Source organism: Streptomyces sp. SD31 (assembly GCF_052068475.1).
Classification (GTDB): Bacteria; Actinomycetota; Actinomycetes; order Streptomycetales; family Streptomycetaceae; genus Streptomyces.
In genome coordinates, this window is record NZ_JBQHCX010000002.1 from 320,026 (window position 1) to 343,170 (window position 23,145).

Sequence of the window (23,145 nt, forward strand, 5' to 3'; positions counted from 1 at the left end):
CGTTACAGCGGGATGAAATTCGCCTCTGTCCGTGTTGGTGCCTTCCGGTAGATCAGGGCGAACGGAGGGCACCGGCGTGGCAGCGCAGCAGGGGTGGGCGAGACGACTGTGGGGCTACGCGTGGCGCTACCCCAAGGATGTGATCCTCGCCCTCGGCTCCTCGCTCGCCGGTATGGCCGTGATGGCGATCGTCCCGCTGATCACCAAGGTGATCATCGACGACGTCATCGGCGACCACAGTCGCAGCATGGCCGTCTGGGCGGGGCTGCTGATCGCGGCCGCGCTCGTCGTCTACGTCCTCACCTACATCCGCCGCTACTACGGCGGCCGCCTCGCCCTCGACGTCCAGCACGATCTGCGCACGGAGATGTTCGGGACGATCACCCGGCTCGACGGGCGGCGCCAGGACGAGCTGTCCACCGGGCAGGTCGTCGGACGGGCCACCAGTGACCTTCAGCTGATCCAAGGCCTGCTCTTCATGCTCCCGATGACCATCGGGAACTTCGCGCTCTTCCTGATATCCCTGGTCGTGATGGCCTGGCTGTCCGTCCCGCTCACCCTGGTCGCCCTCGCCGTGGCACCCGCCCTGTGGTGGATCGCGGGGCGCAGCCGCACCAAGCTGCACCCGGCCACCTGGTACGCCCAGGCCCAGGCCGCGGCCGTCGCGGGCGTGGTCGACGGGGCCGTCAGCGGCGTACGCGTGGTGAAGGGGTTCGGTCAGGAGGAGCAGGAGACCGGAAAGCTCAGGGAGGTCAGCCGGCGGCTCTTCGCGGGGCGGCTGCGCACCATCCGGTTCAACTCCAGGTACACCCCGGCGCTCCAGGCCGTGCCGGCGCTCGGCCAGGTCGCCATGCTCGCCGTCGGCGGGTGGCTGGCGGTCCGCGGGCACATCACCCTGGGCACGTTCGTCGCCTTCTCCACCTATCTCGCCCAGCTGGTCGGGCCGGTCCGGATGCTCGCCATGGTCCTCACGGTCGGGCAGCAGGCCCGCGCGGGCACCGAGCGCGTCCTCGAACTGATCGACACCGAGCCGTCGATCAAGGACGGCACCAAGACGCTGCCCGCCGACGCCCCCGCGACCGTCGAGTTCGACGACGTCTCGTTCGGATACGACGGCGCCTCCGGCAGGCCCGTCCTCGACGGGCTCTCCTTCGAGATCCAGCCCGGCGAGACCCTCGCCGTCGTCGGCTCCTCCGGCTCCGGCAAGTCCACCGTCTCCCTCCTCCTCCCGCGCTTCTACGACGTGACGCGCGGCGCCGTCCTCGTCGGCGGCCACGATGTCCGCGAGCTGACCTTCGACTCGCTGCGGGCCGCGATCGGGCTGGTGCCCGAGGACTCCTTCCTCTTCTCGGACACGGTCCGCAACAACATCGCGTACGGCCGCCCCGACGCGACCGAGGAGGAGATCCGTAAAGCCGCCCGCGCCGCCCAGGCGGACCGCTTCATCGCCGAGCTGCCCGAGGGCTACGACACCAAGGTCGGCGAGCACGGCCTCACCCTCTCCGGCGGCCAGCGCCAGCGCGTCGCGCTCGCCCGCGCGATCCTCACCGACCCCCGGCTCCTCGTCCTGGACGACGCGACCTCGGCGGTGGATGCCCGGGTCGAGCACGAGATCCACGAGGCGCTCAAGCACGTCATGGAGGGCCGGACGACGCTGCTGATCGCCCACCGGCGCTCCACCCTGAACCTCGCCGACCGCATCGCCGTCCTCGACGCCGGTCGCCTCGCCGACATCGGCACCCACGAGGAACTCCAGGAGCGGTCCGCCCTCTACCGCCGCCTCCTCACCGACCCCGACGAACTCGGCGGCGTCTCACCCGGCCACGCCCAGCCCGCCTGCCCCCGCGAGGACACCTCCGTACGGGACGAACTGGACGCCGAGTTCGATGCCGAACGCGGGGTGACGCCGAGGCTGTGGACCGGCGACCGCGAGCGCAAGGACCTGGCGCTGACGGAGTCCCCGGCCACCCCCGAGCTCCTCGCCCAGGTGGAGGCGCTGCCCCCGGCGGCCGACATCCCCGACATCGACGAGGCCCGTGCGGTGCGGCCGGAGGAGTCGTACGGCCTGAAACGGCTGCTGCGGGGCTTCGGCCTGCCGCTGCTGATCAGCCTCGGCCTCGTCGCCGTGGACGCCGGCATGGGACTGCTGCTGCCGGTCCTGATCCGGCACGGCATCGACTCGGGCGTCACGCAGGTCGCCCTCGGCGCCGTGTGGGCGGCCTCGCTGCTCGCCCTGCTCACCGTGATCGCCCAGTGGGCGGCGCAGGTCGGTGAGATCCGTATGACCGGGCGCACCGGCGAACGCGTCCTGTACTCCCTGCGTCTGAAGATCTTCGCCCAGCTCCAGCGGCTCGGACTCGACTACTACGAGCGCGAGTTGACCGGCCGGATCATGACGAGGATGACGACGGACGTCGACGCGCTGTCGACCTTCCTCCAGACGGGCCTGGTCACGGCGTTCGTCTCGGTCGTCACCTTCTTCGGCATCATGGTCGCCCTGCTGGTGATCGACCTCCAGCTCGCGCTGGTCGTCTTCGCGACCCTGCCGCCGCTGATCATCGCGACGTTCTTCTTCCGCCGGGCGAGCGTGAAGGCGTACGAACTCGCCCGTGAGCGTGTGTCGGTGGTCAACGCCGACCTCCAGGAGTCGGTGTCCGGGCTGCGGATCGTGCAGGCCTTCCGGCGCGAGCGGGACGGCGGCGCGCGGTTCGCCGAGCGCAGTGACAGCTACCGCGAGGCACGCATCCGGGGCCAGTGGCTGATCTCGATCTACTTCCCCTTCGTGCAGTTCCTGTCGTCGGTGGCCGCGGCGGCGGTGCTGATCGTGGGCGGGGCCCGGATCGAGGCCGCGACGCTGACGACCGGTGCGCTGGTGGCGTACCTGCTCTACATCGACCTGTTCTTCGCCCCGGTCCAGCAGCTCTCCCAGGTCTTCGACGGCTACCAGCAGGCCACGGTCTCGCTCGGCCGCATCCAGGAGCTGCTCCAGGAGCCGACGTCGACGAAGGCGGCCGACGAGCCGCTGGAGGTGCTGTCGCTGCGGGGCGAAGTCGCCTTCGAGGACGTGCACTTCAAGTACGGCGACGAGGAGGAGGCACTCGGCGGCATCGATCTGCGCATACCCGCCGGGCAGACGGTCGCCTTCGTCGGCGAGACCGGCGCGGGCAAGTCGACCCTCGTGAAGCTGGTCGCCCGCTTCTACGACCCGACCGGCGGCCGGGTCACCGTCGACGGCACGGACCTGCGCTCCCTGGACCTCACGTCGTACCGGCACCGGCTCGGCGTCGTCCCGCAGGAGGCCTACCTCTTCCAGGGCACCGTCCGGGACGCCATCGCGTACGGCCGCCCGGACGCGACGGACGCCGAGGTCGAGGCCGCCGCCCGGGCGGTGGGCGCCCACGAGATGATCGCGACCCTCGACGGCGGCTACCTCCACGAGGTCGCCGAGCGCGGCCGCAACCTCTCCGCCGGGCAACGCCAGCTGATCGCCCTCGCCCGCGCCGAGCTGGTCGACCCCGACATCCTGCTCCTCGACGAGGCGACGGCCGCGCTGGACCTGGCCACGGAGGCCCAGGTCAACCAGGCCACGGACCGCCTCGCGGGCCGCCGTACGACCCTCGTCGTGGCCCACCGCCTGACCACGGCCGCGCGGGCGGACCGGGTCGTGGTGATGGACCACGGGCGGGTCGCCGAGGACGGCACGCACGAGGAGTTGTTGGCGCGGGGTGGGCGGTACGCGCGGTTGTGGCGGGTGTTCGTGGGGCAGGCCGAGCCGGAGGAGCCGGTCGGGGCGCCCCGATAGGTCCCGTGAACGTGTCCGCGTGACGGTCGTGCAACCATCCGGCATACGCCGTGCGTCCGTACACCAGTACGCTCATTGCCGGTGTACGGGGAGGACAACACTGTGGACAGAGGTGCGATACGCCGACGACTGGCGGTCGGCCTGGCGTTGCTGACCGCGTCCGGACTGCTCGCGATCGCGGCCCCGGCCGAGGCGCAGGCCGCCCCCACGCGCTGCGAGGGGCGCAAGGTCAGGACGTACCCGTTTTCCACCGGCACGCTGTACGTCTACAAGAAGGGCGGCTACGTCTGCGCCCTCACCAAGCCCAAGGATCCCGGCCGCAAGCAGTGGATGATGGTCAGCGTGCAGGCCCGCCGCGCCAACGCGGTCGTCGACGAGTGGTACTACAGCCACCGGGCGGGACCGGTGACGGTGCACGCCGGGCAGCGGTGTGTGTGGGTGAAGGGGCGGGTGGGCAGGGGCTCGGTGAGCAAGGGCTGGATCCTCTGCTGATCAGCGCTCACACCGGCCGCGCGCACCCCACCGGCTTCTCGCCGCCCAGTTGGACGTACAGGGCCGTCGACAGGGGGCAGTCGGCCCGTTCGCCGACGGACTTGGTCACCTTGTACTGCGGCTTCCGCTTCCCCTCGCCGTCGCAGGACGTCTCGCGGACCTGACCGTCGCCGGAGCCGTAGACGCAGTCGCCGACGATGGTGCGGGGGCCGCCTCCGCCGCCGGGGTCGCCGGGGTGGGGCGACGTCAGGTTGCGCATGCAGGCGTAGCCCTGCGGGATCGCGCCGTCGCCGTCCTCGTCGGACGAGCGGCTCTGTTCGCTGATGTGGAGGACGAAGTCCGTGGTGGCGGGACACGGCGGCCCGTCGTCCACCTTGCCGTCGTGCCGCGCCACGACCCGCGCCGCCGCCCGCTCACTGGTGCAGGACACCTCGGTGAAGCTCGACGTCCCGAAGGAACTGCACTCGTCGACGCCGAGGAACACGGCGCCGTATCCGGCGGGCCGATGCGGCGCCACCTGCTGCTCGCTCGCGGTCCTGTCGAGCCGCCCGTCCTCTTCCGCCGCCGCCCCCGACGAACTCTGACACCCCGTCAACAGCATGATGAGCAGCCCCAGCAACGCACAGCCCACCCCCACGGTGCTTCTCCCACGCATCGCACTCCCCCCGGTCCCCCGTCCAGCGTGGCCCGCGACCACGGGCGCACGCCAGACATGTGGGGTCCTTTGAGTCGGTTAGGGGTGAGTGGGGTCGGTATATGGCGTACGGGTACTACGTCCAAAGTGCTACGGGTCGCTGGCCGCGCCCGTATGACAATCCGTGCCCGATCGGATACAGCACCCGCGTCGGATCGTCCGCCCGCTGCACCGGCACCGGCAGCCTCCCGCGCGGTGCCACCCGTCCGGCGATCACCCGCGCGGCCGCCCGCAGCTCGACGTCGGTCCAGGAGTACGAGGCCAAGTAGGCGGCGACGGCGGGCAGATGGGCGACGTCGTACGGGTTGCGGATCGCGACCGCGACCACCGGCCTCCCTGTCGCGAGGAGCTGCTCGACCAGCGTCTTCTGCGTACTGCTCGCCGTGACGTTGTACGTCCCGACCACCACCGCGTCCGCCGCCCGGGCCGCCGCGACGGCCCGGGCGATGGTGCTGGAAGAGGGCGCCGTGCCCGTGGACAGGGCGGTCGCCGTGAAGCCCAGTTCGGTGAGGGCGGCGGCGAGCACGCCGGTCGGTGGTCCCGTCGTACCGGACGGGGAGGCCGGGTCGGCGCCGACCACGAGGACCTTGGGATGGGTGCGGCGGGAGAGGGGGAGCAGCGGCCCCTCGTTGACCAGCAGGGTCGTCGTCCGCTCGGCGATGCGGTCGGCGGTCGCCAGGTGGGACGCGGTGCCGACGTTCTTCTCGACCCCGCCCTGACTGACGTACGGCTCCTCGAACAGCCGCAGCTTCGCCTTCAGCCGCAGGATCCGCAGGATCGACTCGTCGAGCCGCGCCTCGGTCAGCTCGCCGGTCTCCACGGCCCTCAGGACGGCGTTCCACGCGATGTCGAGGGAGGGCGGGTTGAGGAGCTGGTCCACGCCCGCCTTGAGCGCGAGGACGGGGACGCGGTCGTCGCCGTACTTCGTCCGTACGCCCTCCATGCCGAGGGAGTCGGTCACCACCACCCCGTCGTAGCCCAGCTCCTCGCGCAGGATCCCGGTGAGGATGGGGTGGGAGAGGGTGGCCGGGTCGCCGGAGTCGTCGAGGGCCGGGACCATGATGTGCGCGGTCATGATCGAGTCGATCCCGGCGCGGACGGCGGCCCGGAAGGGCGGTGCGTCCAACTCGTCCCACTGCTCGCGGGTGTGCGTGATGACCGGGAAGCCGTAGTGGCTGTCGACGGCGGTGTCGCCGTGGCCCGGGAAGTGCTTGGCGGTGGCGGCCACTTGCCGCGACCGCTGGTATCCGGCCACCTCGGCGGCGACCATGCCGGCCACCGAGGCCGGTTCGGCACCGAAGGAGCGGACGCCGATGACCGGGTTGGCCGGGTTGACGTTCACGTCGGCCACGGGGGAGTAGTTCTGCCGGATGCCGAGCGCTCTGAGTTCCTGACCGGCGATACGGCCGAGGGTGCGGGCGTCGGCGCGCGAGCCGCCCGCACCGATGGCCATGGCGCCCGGGAAGAGGGTGGCGGGCTCGCCGACGCGGCAGACGATGCCGTGCTCCTGGTCGGTGGAGACGAGGACGGGCAGGCCCCGGGGCTGGGTGAGGGACGCCTTCTGGATGCCGTTGGACAGGTCGGCGATCTGATGGGGGTCGCGGGTGTTGTGCGCCCAGGTGAAGTAGATGATGCCGCCCACGCGGTACTTCGCGATCAGCTCGGCGGCCGTGCGGACGCCGATCTCCTTGAGGTTGGCGTCGATGTCGGCCTGGTCGGGGCTGGTCGCGGAGTGGCCGTAGACCCGCATGACGAAGAGCTGGCCGACCTTCTCCGGCAGGGTCATCCGGGCGATGAGGGCGCGCAGTTTCCTGTCGTCCGGGGCGCCGGCGTGGGCGGTGCCGCCGACGGCCAGGGCGGTGGTGACGCCGGCGGTGGCGGCGAGGACCGTACGTCTTGAAGGGGTCGCGGTGTTTCCCGTGCTTCCTGTGCTTCCCGTGCTGGTGTCGGGCACGTGCGCTCCTTCCGGAGGTGGTGCGCTGAAGGAAACTTCCGAGAAGTCACCAATAACCGGGAAGTTTCTGCCGGTCAAGGGAACGGGCCGTAACCGAGGACGGGAAGAGGACGGGAAGCAGAGAGGAAGAGGGGCCGCCATCGGCGCAGTTGGAGGGGGGCGCGCCGATGACGGCGTGCTGCCGGCCGCGGTACGGCGGAGAGGGTGGTCAGCGATCGCAGCCAGCAGCGAGGGCCGACACCGCACCGTGGTGACTCTCCGGCAGCTCGCGGGTTGGACGGGCGGGGGTGGGGCTGGGTTCCCGGGGGTGGCCGGAATCGGCGAAGTTGGTGAGCCGGTGGCCGACGTGACCTGTGGGCAACGGGTGAGGGTCCGTGGCCTCGGGCCGGGAGCCAGTCACCTCTCGGCGCCGGTCCGGTCCTCTCAGCCCGTCTGGGGGTGCCCCCTCTGGGGGAGTTTGAGGACGAGGCCGTCAGGCCGAAGCGGGGGTCTGGGGGCGGCAGCCCCCAGCGGGGTCGAAGGGGCGGAGCCCCTTCAGGATGGGACGGGTAGGGGCGGCGGGGGCGAAAGACCACTGGACCGTTACGGCGGTGATCGGAAACCATCGAAGCCATGACCGCGTACCTCATCCTCCACGGCTGGCAGAACCACCGCCCCAAGGACCACTGGCAGCACTGGCTCGCCGACCGTCTCACCGACCTCGGCCACCAGGTCGTCTACCCCCAGCTGCCCGACGCCGACGACCCCGAACTCAAGGTCTGGCTGGAGGAGTTGACCCGGCACCTCGGCGCGCTCGATGCCGAGTCGGAGCGGGTCGTCGTCGCGCACAGTCTCTCCGCCGTGCTGTGGCTGCACGCTGCCGCGCGCGGGCTGCCGGGGCTCGACGCCGTGAACCGGGTGCTGCTCGTCGCCCCACCGTCCGGCGCCGTGCTCGCCCGCCACCCGGAGGTCGCCCGATTCGCCCCGCCACCCCTGGAGTTCGCCCTCCCCGGCCCCACCCGCCTGGTCGCCGGCGACGACGACCCGTACTGCGAGGAGGGCGCCGACACCCTCTACGGCCACCCCCTAGCCCTCCCGACCGACATCCTCCCCGGCGCCGCCCACCTCGACCTGGACGCCGGTTACGGGCCGTGGCCCGCCGTACTGGGGTGGTGCCTGGACCCGACCGCGCCGCTCATGGCCCGTCCGGAGTAGCCGTGCCGCCGCGCAGTTCCGGCGTGCTCGCACCGACGTACGCCACCGCCAGCACGCACAGCAGCCCGCCCGTGACCAGGGCGGTCGCGCCGGAGGACCAGCCGGCGACCAGGCCGGCGCGCAGATTGCCGAGGTGCGGGCCTCCCTGGCCGACGATCTGCTCGGCGGCCGTCACCCGGCCGAGCAGGGCGTCGGGGGTGCGGGTCTGGACGATCGTGGCGCGCGAGACAACCGACAGGGCGTCGGCGGCACCCGCCACCACCAGGAGCCCCAGCCCCACCCACGGGCTGGTCGTCAGGCCGAACAACGCCAGCGCCACGCCCCACGTCCCCGCCCCGCACAGCATCACCAGACCGGGGCGGCCGAGGCGGGTGACCGAGCCCGACAGAGCCGTCGCCGTGACGCCGCCCACCGCGACGGCCGACAGGAACAGGCCGAGGGTGCGCGGGTTGCCGCCGAAGCGTTCGGCGTTGATCAGGGGGAAGAGGCTGACCGGCATGGACAGGATCGTGGCGGCGAGGTCGGTGATCAGCGCGCCGCGCACCACCCGGTTGCCGGCCAGAAACCGCAGACCGTCCAGGACGCCGTGCAGCCCGGCCCGCGACGGATCGCCCTCGGGCGGCAGCGCGGGCAGGCCGAAGGCGCCGTAGAAGGCGAGGCCAAAGCTCAGAGCGTCCAGCAGATAGCAGACGCCGATGCCGAACCAGCCGAGGAACAGCCCGCCCAGCGCCGGGCCGAGCAGCATCATCGCCTGGCCGGTGACCTGGTTGAGGGCCAGCCCGGCCGCCACCTGCTCCTTGGGCAGCAGCCGCGGCACGAACACGCCCGCCGCCGGGCCGCCGACCGCGCCGAAGCAGGAGCCGGCCGCCACCAGGGCGAGGATCCCGGCCACCGGCACCCCTCCGGTGAAGCCCTGCACCGCGAGGAGCAGCACACAGACCGCCTGCCCGACGGTGGCGACCAGGAAGATCCGCCGCCGGTCGCCCCGGTCCACCCACGACCCGGCGAACAGACCCACACCCACCATGGGCAGCGCCTGCGCCAGACCGACCGCACCGCTCCAGACCGCGCTGTGCGTCATGTCCCAGACCTGGAACAGGACGGTCACCATGGTCATGAAGCTGCCGAGCACGGACACCGTCCGCCCGATCAGCAGCCGCCGGAAGACCGGGGAGGTACGCAGCGGCCGTACGTCCATCAACGTACGGGCGAGGCTCATGAGGGCATGGCGGGGCGCGGGATGGATTCGGGCACGAGGGGGGACGCTATACGGCGGTCCTCGTGCCGGGCCACCGAATTACCGGCACCGACAGGCCCTAGGCCGACTCGTTCAGCAGCCGCGAGAGGTGTTCGCGGCCGGCGGCCAGCAGTCCGTCGAGCGGCGCGGCGTTCTCGTACCACCGCTTCTCGTACTCCCAGCACAGCCAGCCGTCCCAGCCGTGCCGGGAGAGCACCTCCACGCACTCGGCGAGCGGCAGCACCCCGGCGCCGAGCGGGAGCGGGGTCGTGTCGTCGGCGGAGGCGATGTCCTTGACCTGGACGTAGCCGAGGTACGGGGCGAGGGCCGCGTAGCTCTCGGAGGGCTGCTCGCCGCCCAGCCAGGTGTGCATGACGTCCCACAGCGAGCCGACGTGGCGGTGGCCGACCAGGCCGAGGACGCGGATCGCGTCGGCGCCGGTGCGGTGCGAGTCGTGGGTCTCCAGCAGGATCCGTACGCCCAGGTCGGCGGCGTACTCCGCGGCCGTACCGAGGCGCCGCGCGGCCGTCGCGTCCGCCGCTTCCCGGCTCTGCTCGGGGTCGGCGCCGGGGAAGACGCGGACGAAGCCGGCGCCGAGGTCGTGGGCGAGGTCGAGGAGGGTACGGATCTCCTCGATCACGGGCTCGTCGTCTCCCGGCGCGGCCACGCGCGCGTACCCGGCGAGGCCGAGCAGCTCGATGCCGGCCGCCTTGAACTCGACCGCCACATTCGCCCGCTGGGCCGCATCCAGGCCGGTGTGCACCGGCTCCTCGGGGTGCGTGCGCAACTCGACGCCGTGATAGCCGTGTGTGGTCGCGAGCCCCAGCACGTCGGGGAGGGGGAGACCGGGGACGCCGAGGGTGGAGAACGCCAGTTTCATGCATCCCACCTTGCCAGAAAACGCCCCGGTGCCTCACTCCTGCGTGCCGTGCAGATCGAGCCGCCAGTCCTGGCCGTTGAGGTCCTTGCCGAAGGAGCGGTGCGGCTTCTCGGCGGCCAGGACGAAGCCATGGCGCTGGTAGATACGGCGGGCGGCGGCCAGGACGTCGTTGGTCCACAGGACGAGCTCGCGGTAGCCGACCTCGCGGGCGAAGTCGACGACGGCCGTGACGAGCCGATCTCCGATGCCGAGGCCGCGGGCGTCCGGCTCGACCAGCAGCAGCCGCAGCCGGGCCGTGGCGGGCGCCTCGTCCCGTACGCACATCACGCAGCCCACGGGTCGCCCGTCCAGCTCGGCGATCCACACCCGCTCCAGATGCGGATCGTGGTCCTCCGCGAAGTCCGCGACGATCCTCGCCACCAGCCCCTCGTAGTCGGCGTCGAAGCCGTACTCGGCGGCGTACAGCGCGGCGTTGCGCTGCACGATCCAGCCGAGATCGCCGGGGCCGGGCTCGCGCAGCAGGACGTCCTCGCGGCGGGGAGGGCGGCCGTGGGACAGGATCGTACGGACGGTCGTCATGGCCTCGGCGAGGCGCGGTCGTTCGGCGGCCGGCACGGTCGACAGCAGCGAGCCGACCGACTCGGTCGCCCGCTCCTCCAGCAGCTTGCCGGTCTCCCGGCCGCGCGCGGTGAGCGTGACGCGACGGCGCCGGGGGTCCTCCCGGGAGGTCGTGCGCTCGATCAGCCCGTCCTGCTCGAACTTGTTCAGGATCCGGCTCAAGTACCCGGCGTCCAGGGAGAGTTCGGCCCGCAGATCGGCCGCGTCGGTGCGCGGGGAGTGCGCGAGCTCGTACAGGACGCGGGACTCGGTGAGGGTGTACGGGGCGTAGAGGTGGCGGCTGTAGTCGAGGGCGCCGATGACGTTCGTGTAGAAGCGGTTGAAGGCGCGGATGTCATGGACGGTCATGATCGTCGACCCCCGATGGTTGCCTCGGATTACTGACTCAGTCAGAGATATCGTCGGATCGAGCCTAGAACGCCCGGGTCCCCGCGGCTACCCCTCGGCGGCGGGCCGGTGGACGCACCTGTACGTCCGCAGGTCGTGGGCCCGTTCGTGCAGGAGGCCGGGACGGTGCCCGCATCTTCGTGGCTTCTGCCAGTACGACCGTCTCCCGGGGTGCGACCAGACTGCCCGCCGGAGGCCGCGGTGTCTCCCGGGAACGGGCGGCCGCGGCCGAGGACATGACGAAGCACAGGGGAGGACACCACGATGAGCGTGCAGCAGTACGACGAGATCGGTGAGGCGTTCGAGGGCTTCAAGTCCCTGCCGTTGACGCGGTACGCGGAGGTGCCCGGCTTCCTGGCCATGGTCGGGGACGTGCGCGGCAAGGCGGTCCTCGACCTCGCCTGCGGCACCGGCTTCTACAGCCGGGAGTTCAAGCGGCGCGGCGCCACGGAGGTGCTCGGCGTCGACATCTCCGGCGAAATGATCGCCGCCGCGCGGAAGTCGGAGGAGAGCAGTCCGCTGGGTGTGCGCTATGAGGTGGGTGACGTGTCCCAACTGCGTCCGCTGGAGCGGCGCTTCGACGTCGCGATCGGGGTCCAGCTGCTCAACTACGCGCGGGACGTCGCCGACATGGAGCGGATGTGCCGCAACGTGCACCGGAGCCTGGCGCCCGGCGCCGAGTTCTTCGTGCTCGCCCAGTCACCCGACTACCGTGCCGACGGGTCGTCCCTGGAGAAGTACGGCTTCCGCTGCGAGCCGACCGGTGAGGAGACCGAGACCGGGCCGCGCTTCCGGGTCACGGCCCTGCTCGACCCGCCGATCAGCATCCTCGCCGCCGCCCCGCGCCGCGAGGTCTACGAAGCGTCCCTGCGGGCGGCCGGATTCGGCGAGCTGACCTGGGTCCCACTGGAGGTCTCCGACGCCGGCGTGCGCGAGTTCGGCGCGGACTTCTGGGCGGACTACCTCGCCGACCCCCCGCTGGAGATGCTGCGCTGCCGCGCCTGACCCGCACCGGCGACCGTGGCACGGGGTGGTCCGCCCACCCGGCGTGGGCGGACCACCCCTCTCGTTACGCGGCGTGCTCCACGAACCGCCGCGCCGTCTCGGCGAGCACCTTCCGCCCGTCCCGCGCCCACAGCCCGTCGTTGAACAGCTCGACCTCGATGGCGCCCGTGTACCCGGCCGCCTCCACGTACCCCTTCCACTCCCGCATGTCGATCGCGCCGTCACCGATCTGACCACGGCCGGTCAGGACGCCCTCCGGCAACGGCGTCGTCCAGTCGGCGAGTTGGAAGGTGTGGATACGGCCGGAGGCCCCCGCCCGTGCGATCTGTTCCGGCGCCGTGTCGTCCCACCAGATGTGGTACGTGTCCACCGTGACGCCGACCTGGTGGGCCGGGAAGCGTTCCGCGAGGTCGAGGGCCTGGGCCAGGGTCGACACCACGCAGCGGTCGGCGGCGTACATCGGGTGCAGCGGCTCGATGGCCAGCTTCACACCGCGCTCCTCGGCGTACGGGCCCAACTCGCCGAGCGCGTCGGCGATCCGCTCCCGCGCGCCGTGCAGATCCTTGGACCCGGCGGGCAGCCCGCCCGAGACCAGGACCAGCACGTCCGTACCCAGCGTCGCCGCCTCGTCGACGGCCCGCCGGTTGTCGTCCAGCGCCGCGGCCCGCTCCTGCGGGTCGATCGCCGTGAAGAAGCCGCCGCGGCACAGGGTGGTGACCGTCAGGCCCGCGTCGCGCACCAGCTTGGCCGTCGCCTCCAGGCCGTACGTCTGGACGGGTTCGCGCCACAGGCCGACGTTCGCCACGCCCAACTCGCCGCAGGCCTCGACCAGTTCGGGCATGCTCAGCTGCTTCACCGTCATCTGGTTGATGGAGAAGCGTTCAAGTCCGGTGCTCACTGGGCCACTCCGTACAGGGCGAGCAGGTTCTTCATCCGCTCCTCGGCCAGCTTCGGGTCCGGGAAGAGGCCCAGTCCGTCGGCGAGTTCGTAGGCGCGGGCGAAGTGCGGGAGGGAGCGGGCCGACTGCAGGCCGCCGACCATGGTGAAGTGCGACTGGTGGCCGGACAGCCAGGCGAGGAAGACCACGCCCGTCTTGTAGAAGCGGGTCGGCGTCTGGAAGAGGTGGCGGGACAGCTCGACGGTCGGGTCGAGAAGCTCGCGGAAACCGGCCGCGTTCCCCGTGTCCAGCACCCGCACCGCCTCGGCCGCCAGCGGGCCCAGCGGGTCGAAGATACCGAGCAGGGCGTGGCTGAAGCCCTTCTCGTCGCCCGCGATCAGCTCGGGGTAGTTGAAGTCGTCGCCGGTGTAGCAGCGCACGCCCTGCGGCAGGCGGCGGCGGATGTCGATCTCCCGCTGGGCCTCCAGCAGCGACACCTTGATGCCGTCCACCTTGTCGGGGTGCGCGGCGATGACCTCCAGGAAGGTGTCGGTGGCCGCGTCGAGGTCGCTCGATCCCCAGTAGCCCTCCAGCGCCGGGTCGAACATCGGGCCCAGCCAGTGCAGGATCACCGGCTCGGCGGACTGGCGCAGCAGGTGGCCGTAGACCTCCAGGTAGTCCTCGGGGCCCTTCGCCGCGGCCGCGAGCGCCCGGGAGGCCATCAGGATGGCCTGCGCGCCGGACTCCTCGACGAGGGCGAGCTGCTCCTCGTAGGCCGCCCGGACCTCGTCCAGGGACGCCGGGCCGGTGAGCTGGTCGGTGCCGACGCCGCAGGCGATCAGCCCGCCGACCGACTTGGCCTCGGCGGCGCTGCGCCGGATCAGCTCGGCCGCGCCCGCCCAGTCCAGGCCCATCCCGCGCTGCGCGGTGTCCATGGCCTCGGCGACTCCGAGCCCGTGGGACCACAGGTGACGGCGGAAGGCCAGGGTGGCGTCCCAGTCGACGGCGGCGGCCGAGTCGGGCGACACATCGGCGTACGGGTCGGCGACGACGTGCGCCGCCGAGAAGACCGTACGGGAGGTGAAGGGCGCGCCCGGCGTGAGGGCGAGCGGCTCGGTGCGGGGCTCGTACGCCCGCAGGCCGCCCTTGAAGTCAGGCAGTCGGACGGTCACAGCGCGATCTCCGGGACGTCGATACGGCGGCCCTCGGCCGAGGACTTCAGGCCCAGCTCGGCGAGCTGGACGCCGCGGGCGCCGGCCAGGAGGTCCCAGTGGTAGGGGGCGTCGGCGTAGACGTGCTTGAGGAACAGCTCCCACTGGGCCTTGAAGCCGTTGTCGAAGTCGGCGTTGTCCGGGACCTCCTGCCACTGGTCGCGGAAGGAGTAGGTGGCCGGGATGTCCGGGTTCCAGACCGGCTTGGGGGTGAGGGAGCGGTGCTGGACGCGGCAGTTGCGCAGACCCGCGACCGCCGAACCCTCCGTGCCGTCGACCTGGAACTCGACGAGCTCGTCGCGGTTGACGCGCACGGCCCAGGAGGAGTTGATCTGCGCGATGGCGCCGCCGTCGAGCTCGAAGATGCCGTACGCGGCGTCGTCGGCCGTGGCGTCGTACGGCTTGCCGTTCTCGTCCCAGCGCTGCGGGATGTGGGTGGTGGCGATGGCCTGGACGGACTTCACGCGGCCGAACAGCTCGTGCAGCACGTACTCCCAGTGCGGGAACATGTCGACAACGATGCCACCGCCGTCCTCGGCCCGGTAGTTCCACGACGGGCGCTGCGCGTCCTGCCAGTCGCCTTCGAAGACCCAGTAGCCGAACTCGCCGCGGATGGAGAGGATCTGTCCGAAGAAGCCCCCGTCGATGAGGCGCTTCAGCTTCAGCAGGCCCGGGAGGAAGAGCTTGTCCTGGACGACGCCGTGCTTGATGCCGGCGTCGGCGGCCAGCCGCGCGAGCTCCAGAGCACCCTCCAGCCCCGTGGCCGTCGGCTTCTCGGTGTAGATGTGCTTGCCCGCGGCGATCGCCTTCCGGATCGCCTCCTCGCGGGCGGAGGTGACCTGGGCGTCGAAGTAGATGTCGACACTCGGGTCGGCGAGGACCGCGTCGACGTCGGTCGAGACGTTCTCCAGGCCCAGGCCGTGCTGCTCGGCGAGCGCCTTCAGGGCGTGCTCGCGGCGGCCGACCAGGATCGGCTCCGGCCACAGCACGGTGCCGTCGCCGAGGTCGAGGCCGCCCTGCTCCCGGATGGCCAGGATGGAGCGGACCAGGTGCTGGCGGTAGCCCATGCGCCCGGTCACACCATTCATGGCGATACGCACCGTCTTGCGTGTCACGTCGTTCCCTTCGTAGGCGTCACGCGCAGCGTTCGTGCGCGTTTCGTACGCGGTTGTGCGCGCCGCGTACGCCCCTACCCTGTTGAGCGTCACAGCAAGCGCTTTCTATCTGATGAGAAGCTAGCCTCTGATCAGCGGTGTAGACAAGACCGTGACGGGGTTGAGTTGTTCGAGGGGACGAACAACCGGGGTTGTTGGCCGTAAGGTCTGCTCGACATACACGGAACCGTGGCCACTGGCGGCCTGTCTACGAGGACGCAGGCCCTGTCCTGTGGCCACGTGATGAACACGTGGTGAGCACGTACGAGGTGGTACGACGAGATGCGCGACCGGAGGACGACGAGATGACGGTGACCCTGGCGGACGTGGCGGCCCGCGCCCAGGTCTCCCCCGCGACGGTGTCGCGCGTGCTGAACGGGAACTACCCCGTGGCGGCCTCCACCCGCGAGCGGGTGCTGCGGGCGGTCGACGAGCTGGACTACGTACTGAACGGTCCCGCGAGCGCGCTGGCCGCGGCCACGTCCGACCTGGTCGGCATCCTGGTCAACGACATCGCCGACCCCTTCTTCGGGATCATGGCGAGCGCGATCCAGCTGGAGATCGGGGGCCCCGGCGGCCGGGCGGGCGGCGAGCGGCTGGCCGTCGTCTGCAACACGGGGGGTTCGCCCGAGCGCGAGCTGACGTATCTGACCCTGCTCCAGCGGCAGCGGGCGGCCGCGGTCGTCCTGACCGGCGGCGCCGTCGAGGACGCACCTCACGCGGCGGCGGTCGCGGCGAAGCTGCGGAAGCTGGCCGACGCCGGCACGCGCGTGGTGCTGTGCGGCCGGCCGCCCGCGCCGGACACCGGCGCGATCGCGCTGACCTTCGACAACCGCGGCGGCGGACGCGAACTGACCGAGCACCTGATCGGCCTGGGCCATCGGCGCCTCGGCTACATCGCGGGTCCGGAGGAGCGGACGACGACCCGGCACCGGCTGGAGGGCCACCGGGCGGCGCTGGAGGCGCACGGCATCGAGGAGGACCCGCGCTGGACGGTCTACGGCCGCTACGACCGGCAGTCGGGCTACGAGGCGACGCTGGAGCTGCTGCGCCGGGACCCGTCGCTGACGGCCGTGGTCGCGGCGAACGACTCCGTCGCGCTCGGGGCCTGTGCGGCGCTGCGGGATTCGGGGTTGCGGATTCCGGACGACGTGTCGGTGGCGGGGTTCGACGACCTTCCGTTCAGCATCGATGCGGTGCCTTCTCTTACGACCGTGAGGCTGCCGTTGTCGGACGCGGGGGCGCGGGCCGGGCGGATCGCGATGGGGCGGGAGGAGCCGCCGCCCGGGGGGATCGCGACGATTCGGGGGGAGCTGATGGTTCGGGGGTCTTCCGGGGGGCCTCGGGAGTAGGCCGGTAGGGCGCGATCCTGCGGTTCCTGCGGTTCTTGCGGTTCTTGCGGTTCCTGCGATCCTTGCGGTTCCTGCGGGGCGCGCCCCTGTGAGGCGAGGCCGGCCCGTCAGTACACGATGGACACGATCTGGCAGGCGGCTTCCGCGAGTCGGGCGTCGCCGTCGATGTGGGCACGGGCGAGCGCGTCGGCCGGTTCGATGCCGCGGACGCACAGGCGCCAGGTGATCTCCGCGTCGAGGCGGAGGAGGGCGGCGGGGCTGCCGGTGGGCGGTTCGGCCAAGGACCAGTTGCCTTCGGCGGTGGTGGCGGCGGCTGTCCAGACACCGCCGGCGGGGCCGTCCACGTGGACCTGGACCTGGGTGCCGACGGGGGCGGTGGTGCCGCGCAGGGTGTGCGGAAGGGCGCGCAGGAAGGTGTCCAGGACCACGGAGAGGGGCCTCGGGTCGGGGTCGGTGCCCTGGCCGGTGGCGTGGCGGATCTGCTGGCGGTGGGTCCAGTACTCGGTCAGCTCCCGTGCGCTGTCCAGCCACATCGGCGCCGGATCGATGCCGGCCCAGGAGACCCCGAGCGAGGGCGCCGTCGGGTCGGTGCCCTCGAAGAGGCGGGCGACCTGACCGCCGGCCAGCTCCAGGGTGTCGGTGAGCGCGGCGGGGCTCACCCTGGTGTGGGCGTCGACCCACTCCTGGTTGATGCGGTGGATGTACGCCGCCAAGTCCTCGCCGGGCGCGAAGCCGGGGCCCTCCCGGTGCCCGTCGCGGTGCCGGGCGAGGCGCCCGTAGCAGTCGCCCAGCAGGTGCGCGGCGACATCCCGCACGCTCCAGCCGGGCACCGCCTCCCGGGCCCAGTCGGCCGGGGCCAGGGCGCGCAGGGTGGCGATCAGGGAAGTGTGCTCGGGGGCGAAGAGGGGGCGGGCGTCTATGGGAGGGCCGAGCCAGGAGTCGTCGGGTGGGGCGGCAGCGGGATGCGGGGGCATGAAGTCAAGGCTGCCGTCAAGGCGTTGGGAGCGCCATCGCTTAATCAGCGTGGCCTGTTGTTCCAGGTCGGCGCCGTGAGCGCCGATCGTTCGTCGGCGGGAGCGAGGATGTGAGACCCGACAGGCATCCTGTCGACCATGGATGGGATCGAAACCCGGCCGCTGCCGCCGCGAACTGGACGCGGTGCTGCGCACCGGATTTGACCGGATCAGGGCTGTCGCTCCGGGACTGCGGTACCGGCTCGTCGGCACGGCAGCGGCCTGTCTGCAGGGCGTCGATCTGCCGGTGGGCGATGTCGACATCCTCGTCGACCGACGCGACAGCGTCGACGCCGTGGCCGAAGCGCTGGCGGACTTGCCGTGTGTGACCGCTCCGCAGTGGCATCGCATCGGCCCGGCAGTGCTTCGCCTGCTCCAGCATCGACGGCGTCGGATTCAGCGTCAGCACCTTGGAAGTACCGTGCTATGAGGACGGATGGGAGTGCCAGGGACCCGGCCCTTGGCAGCAGTACGTCTCCGTAAACTGCGACGGACACCGCATCGAATGCGTGCGGCTGGAGCTCCGGCTGACCACCGAGTTGCTCCGCGATCGCCCCGACCGGTACCAGCCGCTACTGACCCGCCTCCGCGCTCACGGCGCCGACCTGGACCTCCTACGACAGAGCATGACCGTGCGCAGGGGTCCTGAGACGCTCGCGCGCCTGGCCCGGGGACTTCAAGCAACCGGCAAACCGTACGCGGCGACGTGGGCCCCTTCAGCTGTCCATACGGCTGTCTCGTACGGCGGTCACGAACGCGGCCCAGCAGTCCACCGGGAAGACCACAGCCGGACCGGTGACGGCCTTGCTGTCACGGACGGGCACGTCGGCGTGGCCACGGGCGACTTCCAGGCATTCACCCTGGCTGCCGCCGCTGTAGCTGGACTTGTACCACCCGGTGAGCGTGGACGCGTCGGAGACGGTGTGCTCACTGCTGACCATGTGCGTGTTCCTCCGCTGCCGCCCTGACGAGGGCCAGTGACTCCTGCTGCGACAACGCGTCGCTCAGGGCAAGAGCGTAGGCGGTCTGACTGGCGGCCACCAGCGCTGGATCGTCCATCAAGTGGCCAGTAAGCAAGGCCTCGACGTAGGCCACTGGGGCAGAGTCCTCGAAGCTCATGAGCGTGAGCAGGCTCTCCAGCAGCGCGTGTGCCCCGACACCGTAGGGAAGCACATGCAGACGCAGCCGCCCCGCCTCGGCCATGTCCGCGATCTTGTGCAGCTGTTCGGCCATGACCTGAGGGCCGCCGACGCGGCGCCGCAGCACGGACTCGTCGAGCAGCGTCCAAACGACCGGCTGCGACGGCCCGTCGAGAATCCGGGCACGCTTTGTTCGAATGACAACCGCTTCGTCAAGTTCCTCCGCCGTGTGATTCGGCCGGTACGCGCGGAATAGGGCACGCGCGTAGCCGTCAGTCTGGAACACGCCGGGAACCAGCGAGAGAGCGAACTGCTGGATAAGCGTGGCCTGTTGCTCCAGCTCAGCCACGGCCGCGAAGTAGTCGTTGTACTTCGACTCCAGGTCCTCAAGCCAGCGCGCGAAGAACCCGTCGGTCCCGAGTGCCCGATCGATGCGCTGCGCGTCATCAGGCTTCGGCAGCCGCCGCCCGGCCTCGAAGTGGCTGATCACGTCGGCGAGCACACAACCTGATCACCCAGCTCCTCCTGGGTCAGCCCGGCTGCCACCCGTCGCAGCCTCAGTTCCTCTCCGTACTTCTGCCGTTGCGTCCGAGGCTTGCGAGTCTCGCTCATACGGCCAACTCCCCTTCCTGACAGAGGCGATGTCAAGTCCCCACCCCTGGCAGCGTAGCCACGACCGACCCCACTCTGTGAGTGATTCGCAACAGAGCGAAGTCGCCGCACGTGAGAAGGCAGGTCCATATGTCTGCGGTCATCGCCCGCCTCGTCAAACCGTTCCTGAGGCTCCTCCCCCTGACGCGCAGGCGTCGCCGCCGTACGACGCCGGAGGAGCGCCTGACGACCATGCCGCCCGCTGTCCTTGGAGTGGGGATCGGCTCTCTCGGCTTCCCTTACGAGGAGAGCAACAGGTGAGCGGCGTGGGACACGGGGAGCCGACCGTACGCCTGCTGCCTTGGGCGGGTACCGACGGCAAGCCCTGCTATCTGGTGGGCGATGGAACCGGCTATGTCTCCCGAGTCGCGGACGAGACCGAAAGCGTCCAGCTGGGAATGGCGGACGACCTTCTCGGCCACGCCACCGAACTCCTCGCGGAGCAGCGCGTGACCAGCCTGGAATTGCGCTACCTCGCCGGGCGGCTCAGCGAATGCTTGCGGGACGTCAAGCGCGTCGCGGAGAGCAGAGGCGCACGGCTCGTCCAGACCGAAGCGGAGACGGACGCGGATCTGCCGCAGCAGCCGTAACTCACGCCCGCCCCGCCCCCGCTCGGCCCTCTCCGCCCTGCTCGGCCGCAAGAGCCGCCCCCTCCACCCGCTCCCGGTGCTTCTCCCACCACGTCACCTCTCTCGGCGCCATGTTGGTGTCCCCGGTGCGCAACCCCGTGGCGCCGTCGGCGAGTTCGCGCACGATGTCCGCGTGGCCGGCGTGCCGATGAGTCTCGCCGATCATGTGGACGAGGACGCGGTGGAGCGTGAGGTCGATGGGCGTGTCCCCGGGGATTCGGCCGACCGCGTCCAGAGGCAGGGTCTCGATCGTCTCGTCGGCGTGGGCGCAGACCCGGCGGTAGTCGTCGACTATCTGCTCGCGCGTCTCGTCGGCGGTCGCCCACAGGTCGGCGTTCGGCTCGGGAGCGTCGCCGGTGATCCAGAGCGGGGGTGCCGGGCAGGGGCGGCCGAAGGTGTCGCCGAAGTAGAACGCCTCCGCGCCTGTCACGTGCTTGACCAGGCCCAGCAGGTTGGTGCCGGTGGGAGTCATCGGGCGGCGGATGTCGTACTCCGGGAGGCCTTCGAGCTTCCAGAGGAGGACGTCGCGAGCGTCCTGGAGGCAGCGGCGGAGGTCCGCCTTGGAGTCTGATCCGATCGTCATCGGGTCAGTCTGGCCATGGAGGTGATGCTCCGGCACCGTCTTTTCCCGGCCGGTGAGTTCCCCGGTGCCGACGGCGGCTGGTACACCATCCGGATGAGTAACGGGGGAAGACCAGAGGGCGCCGGACCCATAACCCGGCGTGCGGCCACCTGCTGTCTCGTGCTGCTGATGATTCCGACTGCCCTGGTCGCGTACTTCTGGTACACGGTCTGGCACGCCGACCAGGTGAACAGCGAGCGTCGGCAGGACGCCCTGAACTCCCTTCTCCGGCGCGCCCATGAGCAGGCGGACGACACCAGCCGTGCGCTCACCGAGAGCGGTTCCGGTGCCGATGCCGACACGCTGACCGGGGTGATCTGGCGGCACAGCGAAACGCCGCTCATCAGCTACGACCCGGCACGTCACCGTTTCACCGCCACCGCGCGCAGGGCCGACTTCTACGAGAGCGAGGGGGTGATTCTGGGGAGCGGCTCTGTTCAGGTCGCACGCTGCCTGCGTTTCACCTTCACCCGCGGCTCCGATGCGGCTTGGACGTCCGCCGTCGCCGTGCGGAACTACGACGAGTGCCTGCCGGGCACGCGGATCGGCAGCTGGGCCGACACCGCGCGGAGCCGCATCGCGCAGATGAGCACGATGGAGCTGACACCCACCGGAGTACAGCGCGCTCTCGACCCCACCGGCAAACTCGGCTATTTCGACGTCAGGAGCGCCGAGCGCAGGGGACGTACCGCCACCGTCATCGTCCTGATCGAAGACGTATACGGGGCGGAGGCGCACGCCACAGCCAAGCAGTGCTACCGGTTCGTCCGGGACCTCGGCGGCGAATACGGCGACGATGTGACCGGCGTTCCACTGAGCACCTGCCCCACGGCCACTTGAGGTGCGCACCCCCTGCCGAATCCCCCGTTCCGCGTCTGTCACTGGCCCCACCGATGATTTCCGGGCCCCGCTCCGGTCTCCATCGCCGTAATCACCCGAGCAGCTCCCGAGCAGCACCCGAGCGCAAGAACCAGGAGTGTCTTTCCATGCGCATCGTGATCACCGAGTTCATCAGCCTCGACGGCATCGTCCAGGCCCCCGGCGGCCCCGAGGAGGACACCGACGGCGGCTTCGCGCACGGTGGCTGGTCGCACCCGTACTTCGACCCGGAGGTGCTCGGCCCCGCGTTCAGCGAGGGGCTGGAGAAGGCCGAGGCGCTGCTGTACGGGCGCCGTACGTATCTGACGATGGCGGGGGCCTGGCCCGAGCGGGCCGGTGACCCCTTCGCCGACCGGCTGAACTCCCTGAAGAAGTACGTCGTGACCGACACCCTCGGCGACGACGAGCTGACCTGGAACAACACCACCCGCATAGCGGGCGGCGAGGCCGTCGCGCGGATCCGTGAGCTGCGTGAGCGCGAGGGCGGCGACCTGGCGATGATGGGCAGCCCCACCCTCGTGCGGACCCTCATCCAGGAGGGTCTGGTCGACGAGCTCCAGCTCGTCGTGATGCCGGTGCTGCTGGGCGGCGGCAAGTCGATCTTCCCCGAGGACGGCGGGAAGCGGCCGTTCGAGCTCGTGTCCACGGTCACCGGGAAGACGGGCGTACAGGTGTGCGTCTACCGGCCGGCCGCCGGGGACTAGGCGATTTCGGTCGGATCAGTGGGCGGACCGCTTCCCTACCGGGTCCGCCCGGACGCCGCCGAGCAGCTCTGGGCCCAGGAACGGTTTCCGCGCTGCTGACGCCCGTTCGCCGAAGCGGCCGTGGACGCCCACTACCTCCCGGCCGCCCGCTTCGTGAGAACCGTCAGCACCACCGGGATCACCATCTCCACCACTCGGGACACGGCACCCGGCTCCAGCCCCGTCTTACGGGCCACCGCGTTCGCGACCGGTTTGGCCTCCTCGGCCAGCAGCCCGGCCATCAGGCCGCCCGTCGCGAAGCCGCCCACCGTGGCCACGCCGGTGAGCGGGGCGTCGTGCGGGGTCGCCACGGCCTCCGCCTCGCCGGACAGCGCCGACACCGTCGTACACACCATCTGCCGGGCCCCCGGCTCGTCGGTGCCCAGCAGCCCCGCGATGTCGCCGATCCGGTCGTCACCGAGCGCGTCGAGCACGTCGTCCTGGAGGGACGTGAGGGGGTTTGCGTCTACTTCTGACATATCTGAAACGCTACGTCTGTTCGTATTTCCGGGCATTCCGAAGGTGCCGGGACGCGCCGGAAAAAAAATCCACGGAGACCGTGCAACCCTTCCCCCACCTCGCGGGTCGTACTTGGCATCAGGACTCTTGGAG

22 protein-coding genes and 1 pseudogene are annotated in these 23,145 nt (G+C 71.1%); 10 read left to right on the forward strand and 13 right to left on the reverse strand.

The annotated features are described in order from the left end of the window. Positions 1-76 precede the first annotated feature (76 nt). Together ACTMVF_RS05430 and ACTMVF_RS05435 are read left to right on the forward strand one after the other, a co-directional pair. Positions 77-3,802, forward strand: a complete 3,726-nt coding sequence (locus ACTMVF_RS05430; RefSeq protein WP_441269787.1) for an ABC transporter ATP-binding protein — start codon at positions 77-79, stop codon at positions 3,800-3,802. A 102-nt stretch (positions 3,803-3,904) separates the two neighbouring features. Beyond that, positions 3,905-4,294, forward strand: coding sequence for a hypothetical protein (locus ACTMVF_RS05435; protein ID WP_441269788.1), 390 nt, complete (start codon positions 3,905-3,907; stop codon positions 4,292-4,294). Between the two features lie 7 nt (positions 4,295-4,301). Here the strand turns inward: ACTMVF_RS05435 and ACTMVF_RS05440 are convergent, their stop codons facing one another. Together ACTMVF_RS05440 and ACTMVF_RS05445 are read right to left on the reverse strand one after the other, a co-directional pair. After that, positions 4,302-4,949, reverse strand: a complete 648-nt coding sequence (locus ACTMVF_RS05440) for a hypothetical protein (protein ID WP_441269789.1) — start codon at positions 4,947-4,949, stop codon at positions 4,302-4,304. A gap of 115 nt (positions 4,950-5,064) precedes the next feature. Next, positions 5,065-6,942, reverse strand: a complete 1,878-nt coding sequence (locus ACTMVF_RS05445) for a glycoside hydrolase family 3 protein (protein WP_441269790.1) — start codon at positions 6,940-6,942, stop codon at positions 5,065-5,067. 612 nt (positions 6,943-7,554) lie between these two features. Here ACTMVF_RS05445 and ACTMVF_RS05450 point away from each other — a divergent pair. Next, positions 7,555-8,136 carry an RBBP9/YdeN family alpha/beta hydrolase gene (locus tag ACTMVF_RS05450; protein ID WP_441269791.1) on the forward strand — a complete coding sequence of 194 codons (582 nt, stop codon included), beginning with the start codon at positions 7,555-7,557 and terminating at the stop codon, positions 8,134-8,136. Here the strand turns inward: ACTMVF_RS05450 and ACTMVF_RS05455 are convergent. The 3 genes from ACTMVF_RS05455 to ACTMVF_RS05465 all read right to left on the reverse strand — a co-directional run bounded on the left by ACTMVF_RS05455 (position 8,117) and on the right by ACTMVF_RS05465 (position 11,219). After that, positions 8,117-9,355 carry an MFS transporter gene (locus ACTMVF_RS05455; RefSeq protein ID WP_441269792.1) on the reverse strand — a complete coding sequence of 413 codons (1,239 nt, stop codon included), beginning with the start codon at positions 9,353-9,355 and terminating at the stop codon, positions 8,117-8,119. The two genes, ACTMVF_RS05450 and ACTMVF_RS05455, sit on opposite strands and share 20 nt — an antisense overlap. Before the next feature lie 97 nt (positions 9,356-9,452). After that, on the reverse strand, positions 9,453-10,253 hold the full coding sequence (locus ACTMVF_RS05460) for a sugar phosphate isomerase/epimerase family protein (RefSeq protein ID WP_441269793.1): 801 nt from the start codon (positions 10,251-10,253) through the stop codon (positions 9,453-9,455). Between the two features lie 33 nt (positions 10,254-10,286). Next, a complete protein-coding gene (locus ACTMVF_RS05465; RefSeq protein WP_441269794.1) occupies positions 10,287-11,219 on the reverse strand; it encodes a bifunctional helix-turn-helix transcriptional regulator/GNAT family N-acetyltransferase in 933 nt (310 codons plus the stop codon). A 303-nt stretch (positions 11,220-11,522) separates the two neighbouring features. On the opposite strand from ACTMVF_RS05465, the gene ACTMVF_RS05470 reads away from it, so the two are divergent. Continuing rightward, on the forward strand, positions 11,523-12,263 hold the full coding sequence (locus ACTMVF_RS05470; RefSeq protein WP_441269795.1) for a class I SAM-dependent methyltransferase: 741 nt from the start codon (positions 11,523-11,525) through the stop codon (positions 12,261-12,263). Positions 12,264-12,327: 64 nt separating this feature from the next. Here the strand turns inward: ACTMVF_RS05470 and ACTMVF_RS05475 are convergent, their stop codons facing one another. The 3 genes from ACTMVF_RS05475 to ACTMVF_RS05485 are packed head-to-tail and all read right to left on the reverse strand — an operon-like array spanning position 12,328 to position 15,466. Continuing rightward, the gene (locus tag ACTMVF_RS05475; RefSeq protein WP_441270138.1) at positions 12,328-13,125 is read right to left on the reverse strand and encodes a sugar phosphate isomerase/epimerase family protein; all 798 of its coding nucleotides are present in this window, start codon (positions 13,123-13,125) and stop codon (positions 12,328-12,330) included. Between the two features lie 32 nt (positions 13,126-13,157). Then, positions 13,158-14,312 carry a dihydrodipicolinate synthase family protein gene (locus tag ACTMVF_RS05480; protein WP_441269796.1) on the reverse strand — a complete coding sequence of 385 codons (1,155 nt, stop codon included), beginning with the start codon at positions 14,310-14,312 and terminating at the stop codon, positions 13,158-13,160. Beyond that, a complete protein-coding gene (locus ACTMVF_RS05485; protein ID WP_441269797.1) occupies positions 14,309-15,466 on the reverse strand; it encodes a Gfo/Idh/MocA family protein in 1,158 nt (385 codons plus the stop codon). The genes ACTMVF_RS05480 and ACTMVF_RS05485 overlap by 4 nt, the downstream gene beginning before the upstream one ends. Positions 15,467-15,810: 344 nt before the next feature. Between ACTMVF_RS05485 and ACTMVF_RS05490 the strand changes: the two genes are divergently transcribed. Beyond that, the gene (locus ACTMVF_RS05490; protein WP_441270139.1) at positions 15,811-16,857 is read left to right on the forward strand and encodes a LacI family DNA-binding transcriptional regulator; all 1,047 of its coding nucleotides are present in this window, start codon (positions 15,811-15,813) and stop codon (positions 16,855-16,857) included. A gap of 107 nt (positions 16,858-16,964) precedes the next feature. Here ACTMVF_RS05490 and ACTMVF_RS05495 read toward each other — a convergent pair whose 3' ends face one another. Next, a complete protein-coding gene (locus ACTMVF_RS05495; protein ID WP_441269798.1) occupies positions 16,965-17,831 on the reverse strand; it encodes a maleylpyruvate isomerase family mycothiol-dependent enzyme in 867 nt (288 codons plus the stop codon). A gap of 142 nt (positions 17,832-17,973) precedes the next feature. On the opposite strand from ACTMVF_RS05495, the gene ACTMVF_RS05500 reads away from it, so the two are divergent. Then, on the forward strand, positions 17,974-18,300 hold the full coding sequence (locus ACTMVF_RS05500; RefSeq protein ID WP_441269799.1) for a hypothetical protein: 327 nt from the start codon (positions 17,974-17,976) through the stop codon (positions 18,298-18,300). 286 nt (positions 18,301-18,586) lie between these two features. On the opposite strand, the gene ACTMVF_RS05505 is transcribed toward ACTMVF_RS05500, so the two are convergent. Then, the gene (locus ACTMVF_RS05505; protein ID WP_441269800.1) at positions 18,587-18,811 is read right to left on the reverse strand and encodes a DUF397 domain-containing protein; all 225 of its coding nucleotides are present in this window, start codon (positions 18,809-18,811) and stop codon (positions 18,587-18,589) included. After that, positions 18,798-19,621: pseudogene (locus ACTMVF_RS05510) on the reverse strand (helix-turn-helix domain-containing protein). The gene ACTMVF_RS05505 and the pseudogene ACTMVF_RS05510 overlap by 14 nt, the downstream one beginning before the upstream one ends. A gap of 129 nt (positions 19,622-19,750) precedes the next feature. Here ACTMVF_RS05510 and ACTMVF_RS05515 point away from each other — a divergent pair. Beyond that, positions 19,751-19,921, forward strand: a complete 171-nt coding sequence (locus tag ACTMVF_RS05515) for a hypothetical protein (RefSeq protein WP_441269801.1) — start codon at positions 19,751-19,753, stop codon at positions 19,919-19,921. Beyond that, positions 19,918-20,250 carry a hypothetical protein gene (locus ACTMVF_RS05520; RefSeq protein ID WP_441269802.1) on the forward strand — a complete coding sequence of 111 codons (333 nt, stop codon included), beginning with the start codon at positions 19,918-19,920 and terminating at the stop codon, positions 20,248-20,250. Before ACTMVF_RS05515 ends, ACTMVF_RS05520 begins: the two co-directional genes overlap by 4 nt. 1 nt (position 20,251) lies before the next feature. Here ACTMVF_RS05520 and ACTMVF_RS05525 read toward each other — a convergent pair whose 3' ends face one another. After that, positions 20,252-20,872 (reverse strand): DinB family protein, encoded by a 621-nt coding sequence (locus ACTMVF_RS05525; protein ID WP_441269803.1) that lies wholly within the window; start codon positions 20,870-20,872, stop codon positions 20,252-20,254. Between the two features lie 168 nt (positions 20,873-21,040). On the opposite strand from ACTMVF_RS05525, the gene ACTMVF_RS05530 reads away from it, so the two are divergent. Together ACTMVF_RS05530 and ACTMVF_RS05535 are read left to right on the forward strand one after the other, a co-directional pair. Continuing rightward, the gene (locus ACTMVF_RS05530; protein WP_441269804.1) at positions 21,041-21,751 is read left to right on the forward strand and encodes a hypothetical protein; all 711 of its coding nucleotides are present in this window, start codon (positions 21,041-21,043) and stop codon (positions 21,749-21,751) included. A gap of 146 nt (positions 21,752-21,897) precedes the next feature. Further along, positions 21,898-22,494 carry a dihydrofolate reductase family protein gene (locus tag ACTMVF_RS05535; protein WP_441269805.1) on the forward strand — a complete coding sequence of 199 codons (597 nt, stop codon included), beginning with the start codon at positions 21,898-21,900 and terminating at the stop codon, positions 22,492-22,494. Positions 22,495-22,625: 131 nt separating this feature from the next. On the opposite strand, the gene ACTMVF_RS05540 is transcribed toward ACTMVF_RS05535, so the two are convergent. Then, on the reverse strand, positions 22,626-23,012 hold the full coding sequence (locus tag ACTMVF_RS05540) for a DUF937 domain-containing protein (protein WP_441269806.1): 387 nt from the start codon (positions 23,010-23,012) through the stop codon (positions 22,626-22,628). Positions 23,013-23,145 lie beyond the last annotated feature (133 nt).

Bases quoted from the DNA above. Each gene is read 5' to 3' on its own strand.
- ACTMVF_RS05440 (WP_441269789.1), bottom strand. From the start codon at position 4,949: ATGCGTGGGAGAAGCACCGTGGGGGTGGGCTGTGCGTTGCTGGGGCTG.
- ACTMVF_RS05450 (WP_441269791.1), top strand. From the start codon at position 7,555: ATGACCGCGTACCTCATCCTCCACGGCTGGCAGAACCACCGCCCCAAG.
- ACTMVF_RS05455 (WP_441269792.1), bottom strand. From the start codon at position 9,355: ATGAGCCTCGCCCGTACGTTGATGGACGTACGGCCGCTGCGTACCTCC.
- ACTMVF_RS05460 (WP_441269793.1), bottom strand. From the start codon at position 10,253: ATGAAACTGGCGTTCTCCACCCTCGGCGTCCCCGGTCTCCCCCTCCCC.
- ACTMVF_RS05465 (WP_441269794.1), bottom strand. From the start codon at position 11,219: ATGACCGTCCATGACATCCGCGCCTTCAACCGCTTCTACACGAACGTC.
- ACTMVF_RS05470 (WP_441269795.1), top strand. From the start codon at position 11,523: ATGAGCGTGCAGCAGTACGACGAGATCGGTGAGGCGTTCGAGGGCTTC.
- ACTMVF_RS05475 (WP_441270138.1), bottom strand. From the start codon at position 13,125: ATGACGGTGAAGCAGCTGAGCATGCCCGAACTGGTCGAGGCCTGCGGC.
- ACTMVF_RS05490 (WP_441270139.1), top strand. From the start codon at position 15,811: ATGACGGTGACCCTGGCGGACGTGGCGGCCCGCGCCCAGGTCTCCCCC.
- ACTMVF_RS05495 (WP_441269798.1), bottom strand. From the start codon at position 17,831: ATGCCCCCGCATCCCGCTGCCGCCCCACCCGACGACTCCTGGCTCGGC.
- ACTMVF_RS05500 (WP_441269799.1), top strand. From the start codon at position 17,974: ATGGGATCGAAACCCGGCCGCTGCCGCCGCGAACTGGACGCGGTGCTG.
- ACTMVF_RS05505 (WP_441269800.1), bottom strand. From the start codon at position 18,811: ATGGTCAGCAGTGAGCACACCGTCTCCGACGCGTCCACGCTCACCGGG.
- ACTMVF_RS05515 (WP_441269801.1), top strand. From the start codon at position 19,751: ATGTCTGCGGTCATCGCCCGCCTCGTCAAACCGTTCCTGAGGCTCCTC.
- ACTMVF_RS05525 (WP_441269803.1), bottom strand. From the start codon at position 20,872: ATGACGATCGGATCAGACTCCAAGGCGGACCTCCGCCGCTGCCTCCAG.
- ACTMVF_RS05530 (WP_441269804.1), top strand. From the start codon at position 21,041: ATGATTCCGACTGCCCTGGTCGCGTACTTCTGGTACACGGTCTGGCAC.
- ACTMVF_RS05535 (WP_441269805.1), top strand. From the start codon at position 21,898: ATGCGCATCGTGATCACCGAGTTCATCAGCCTCGACGGCATCGTCCAG.
- ACTMVF_RS05540 (WP_441269806.1), bottom strand. From the start codon at position 23,012: ATGTCAGAAGTAGACGCAAACCCCCTCACGTCCCTCCAGGACGACGTG.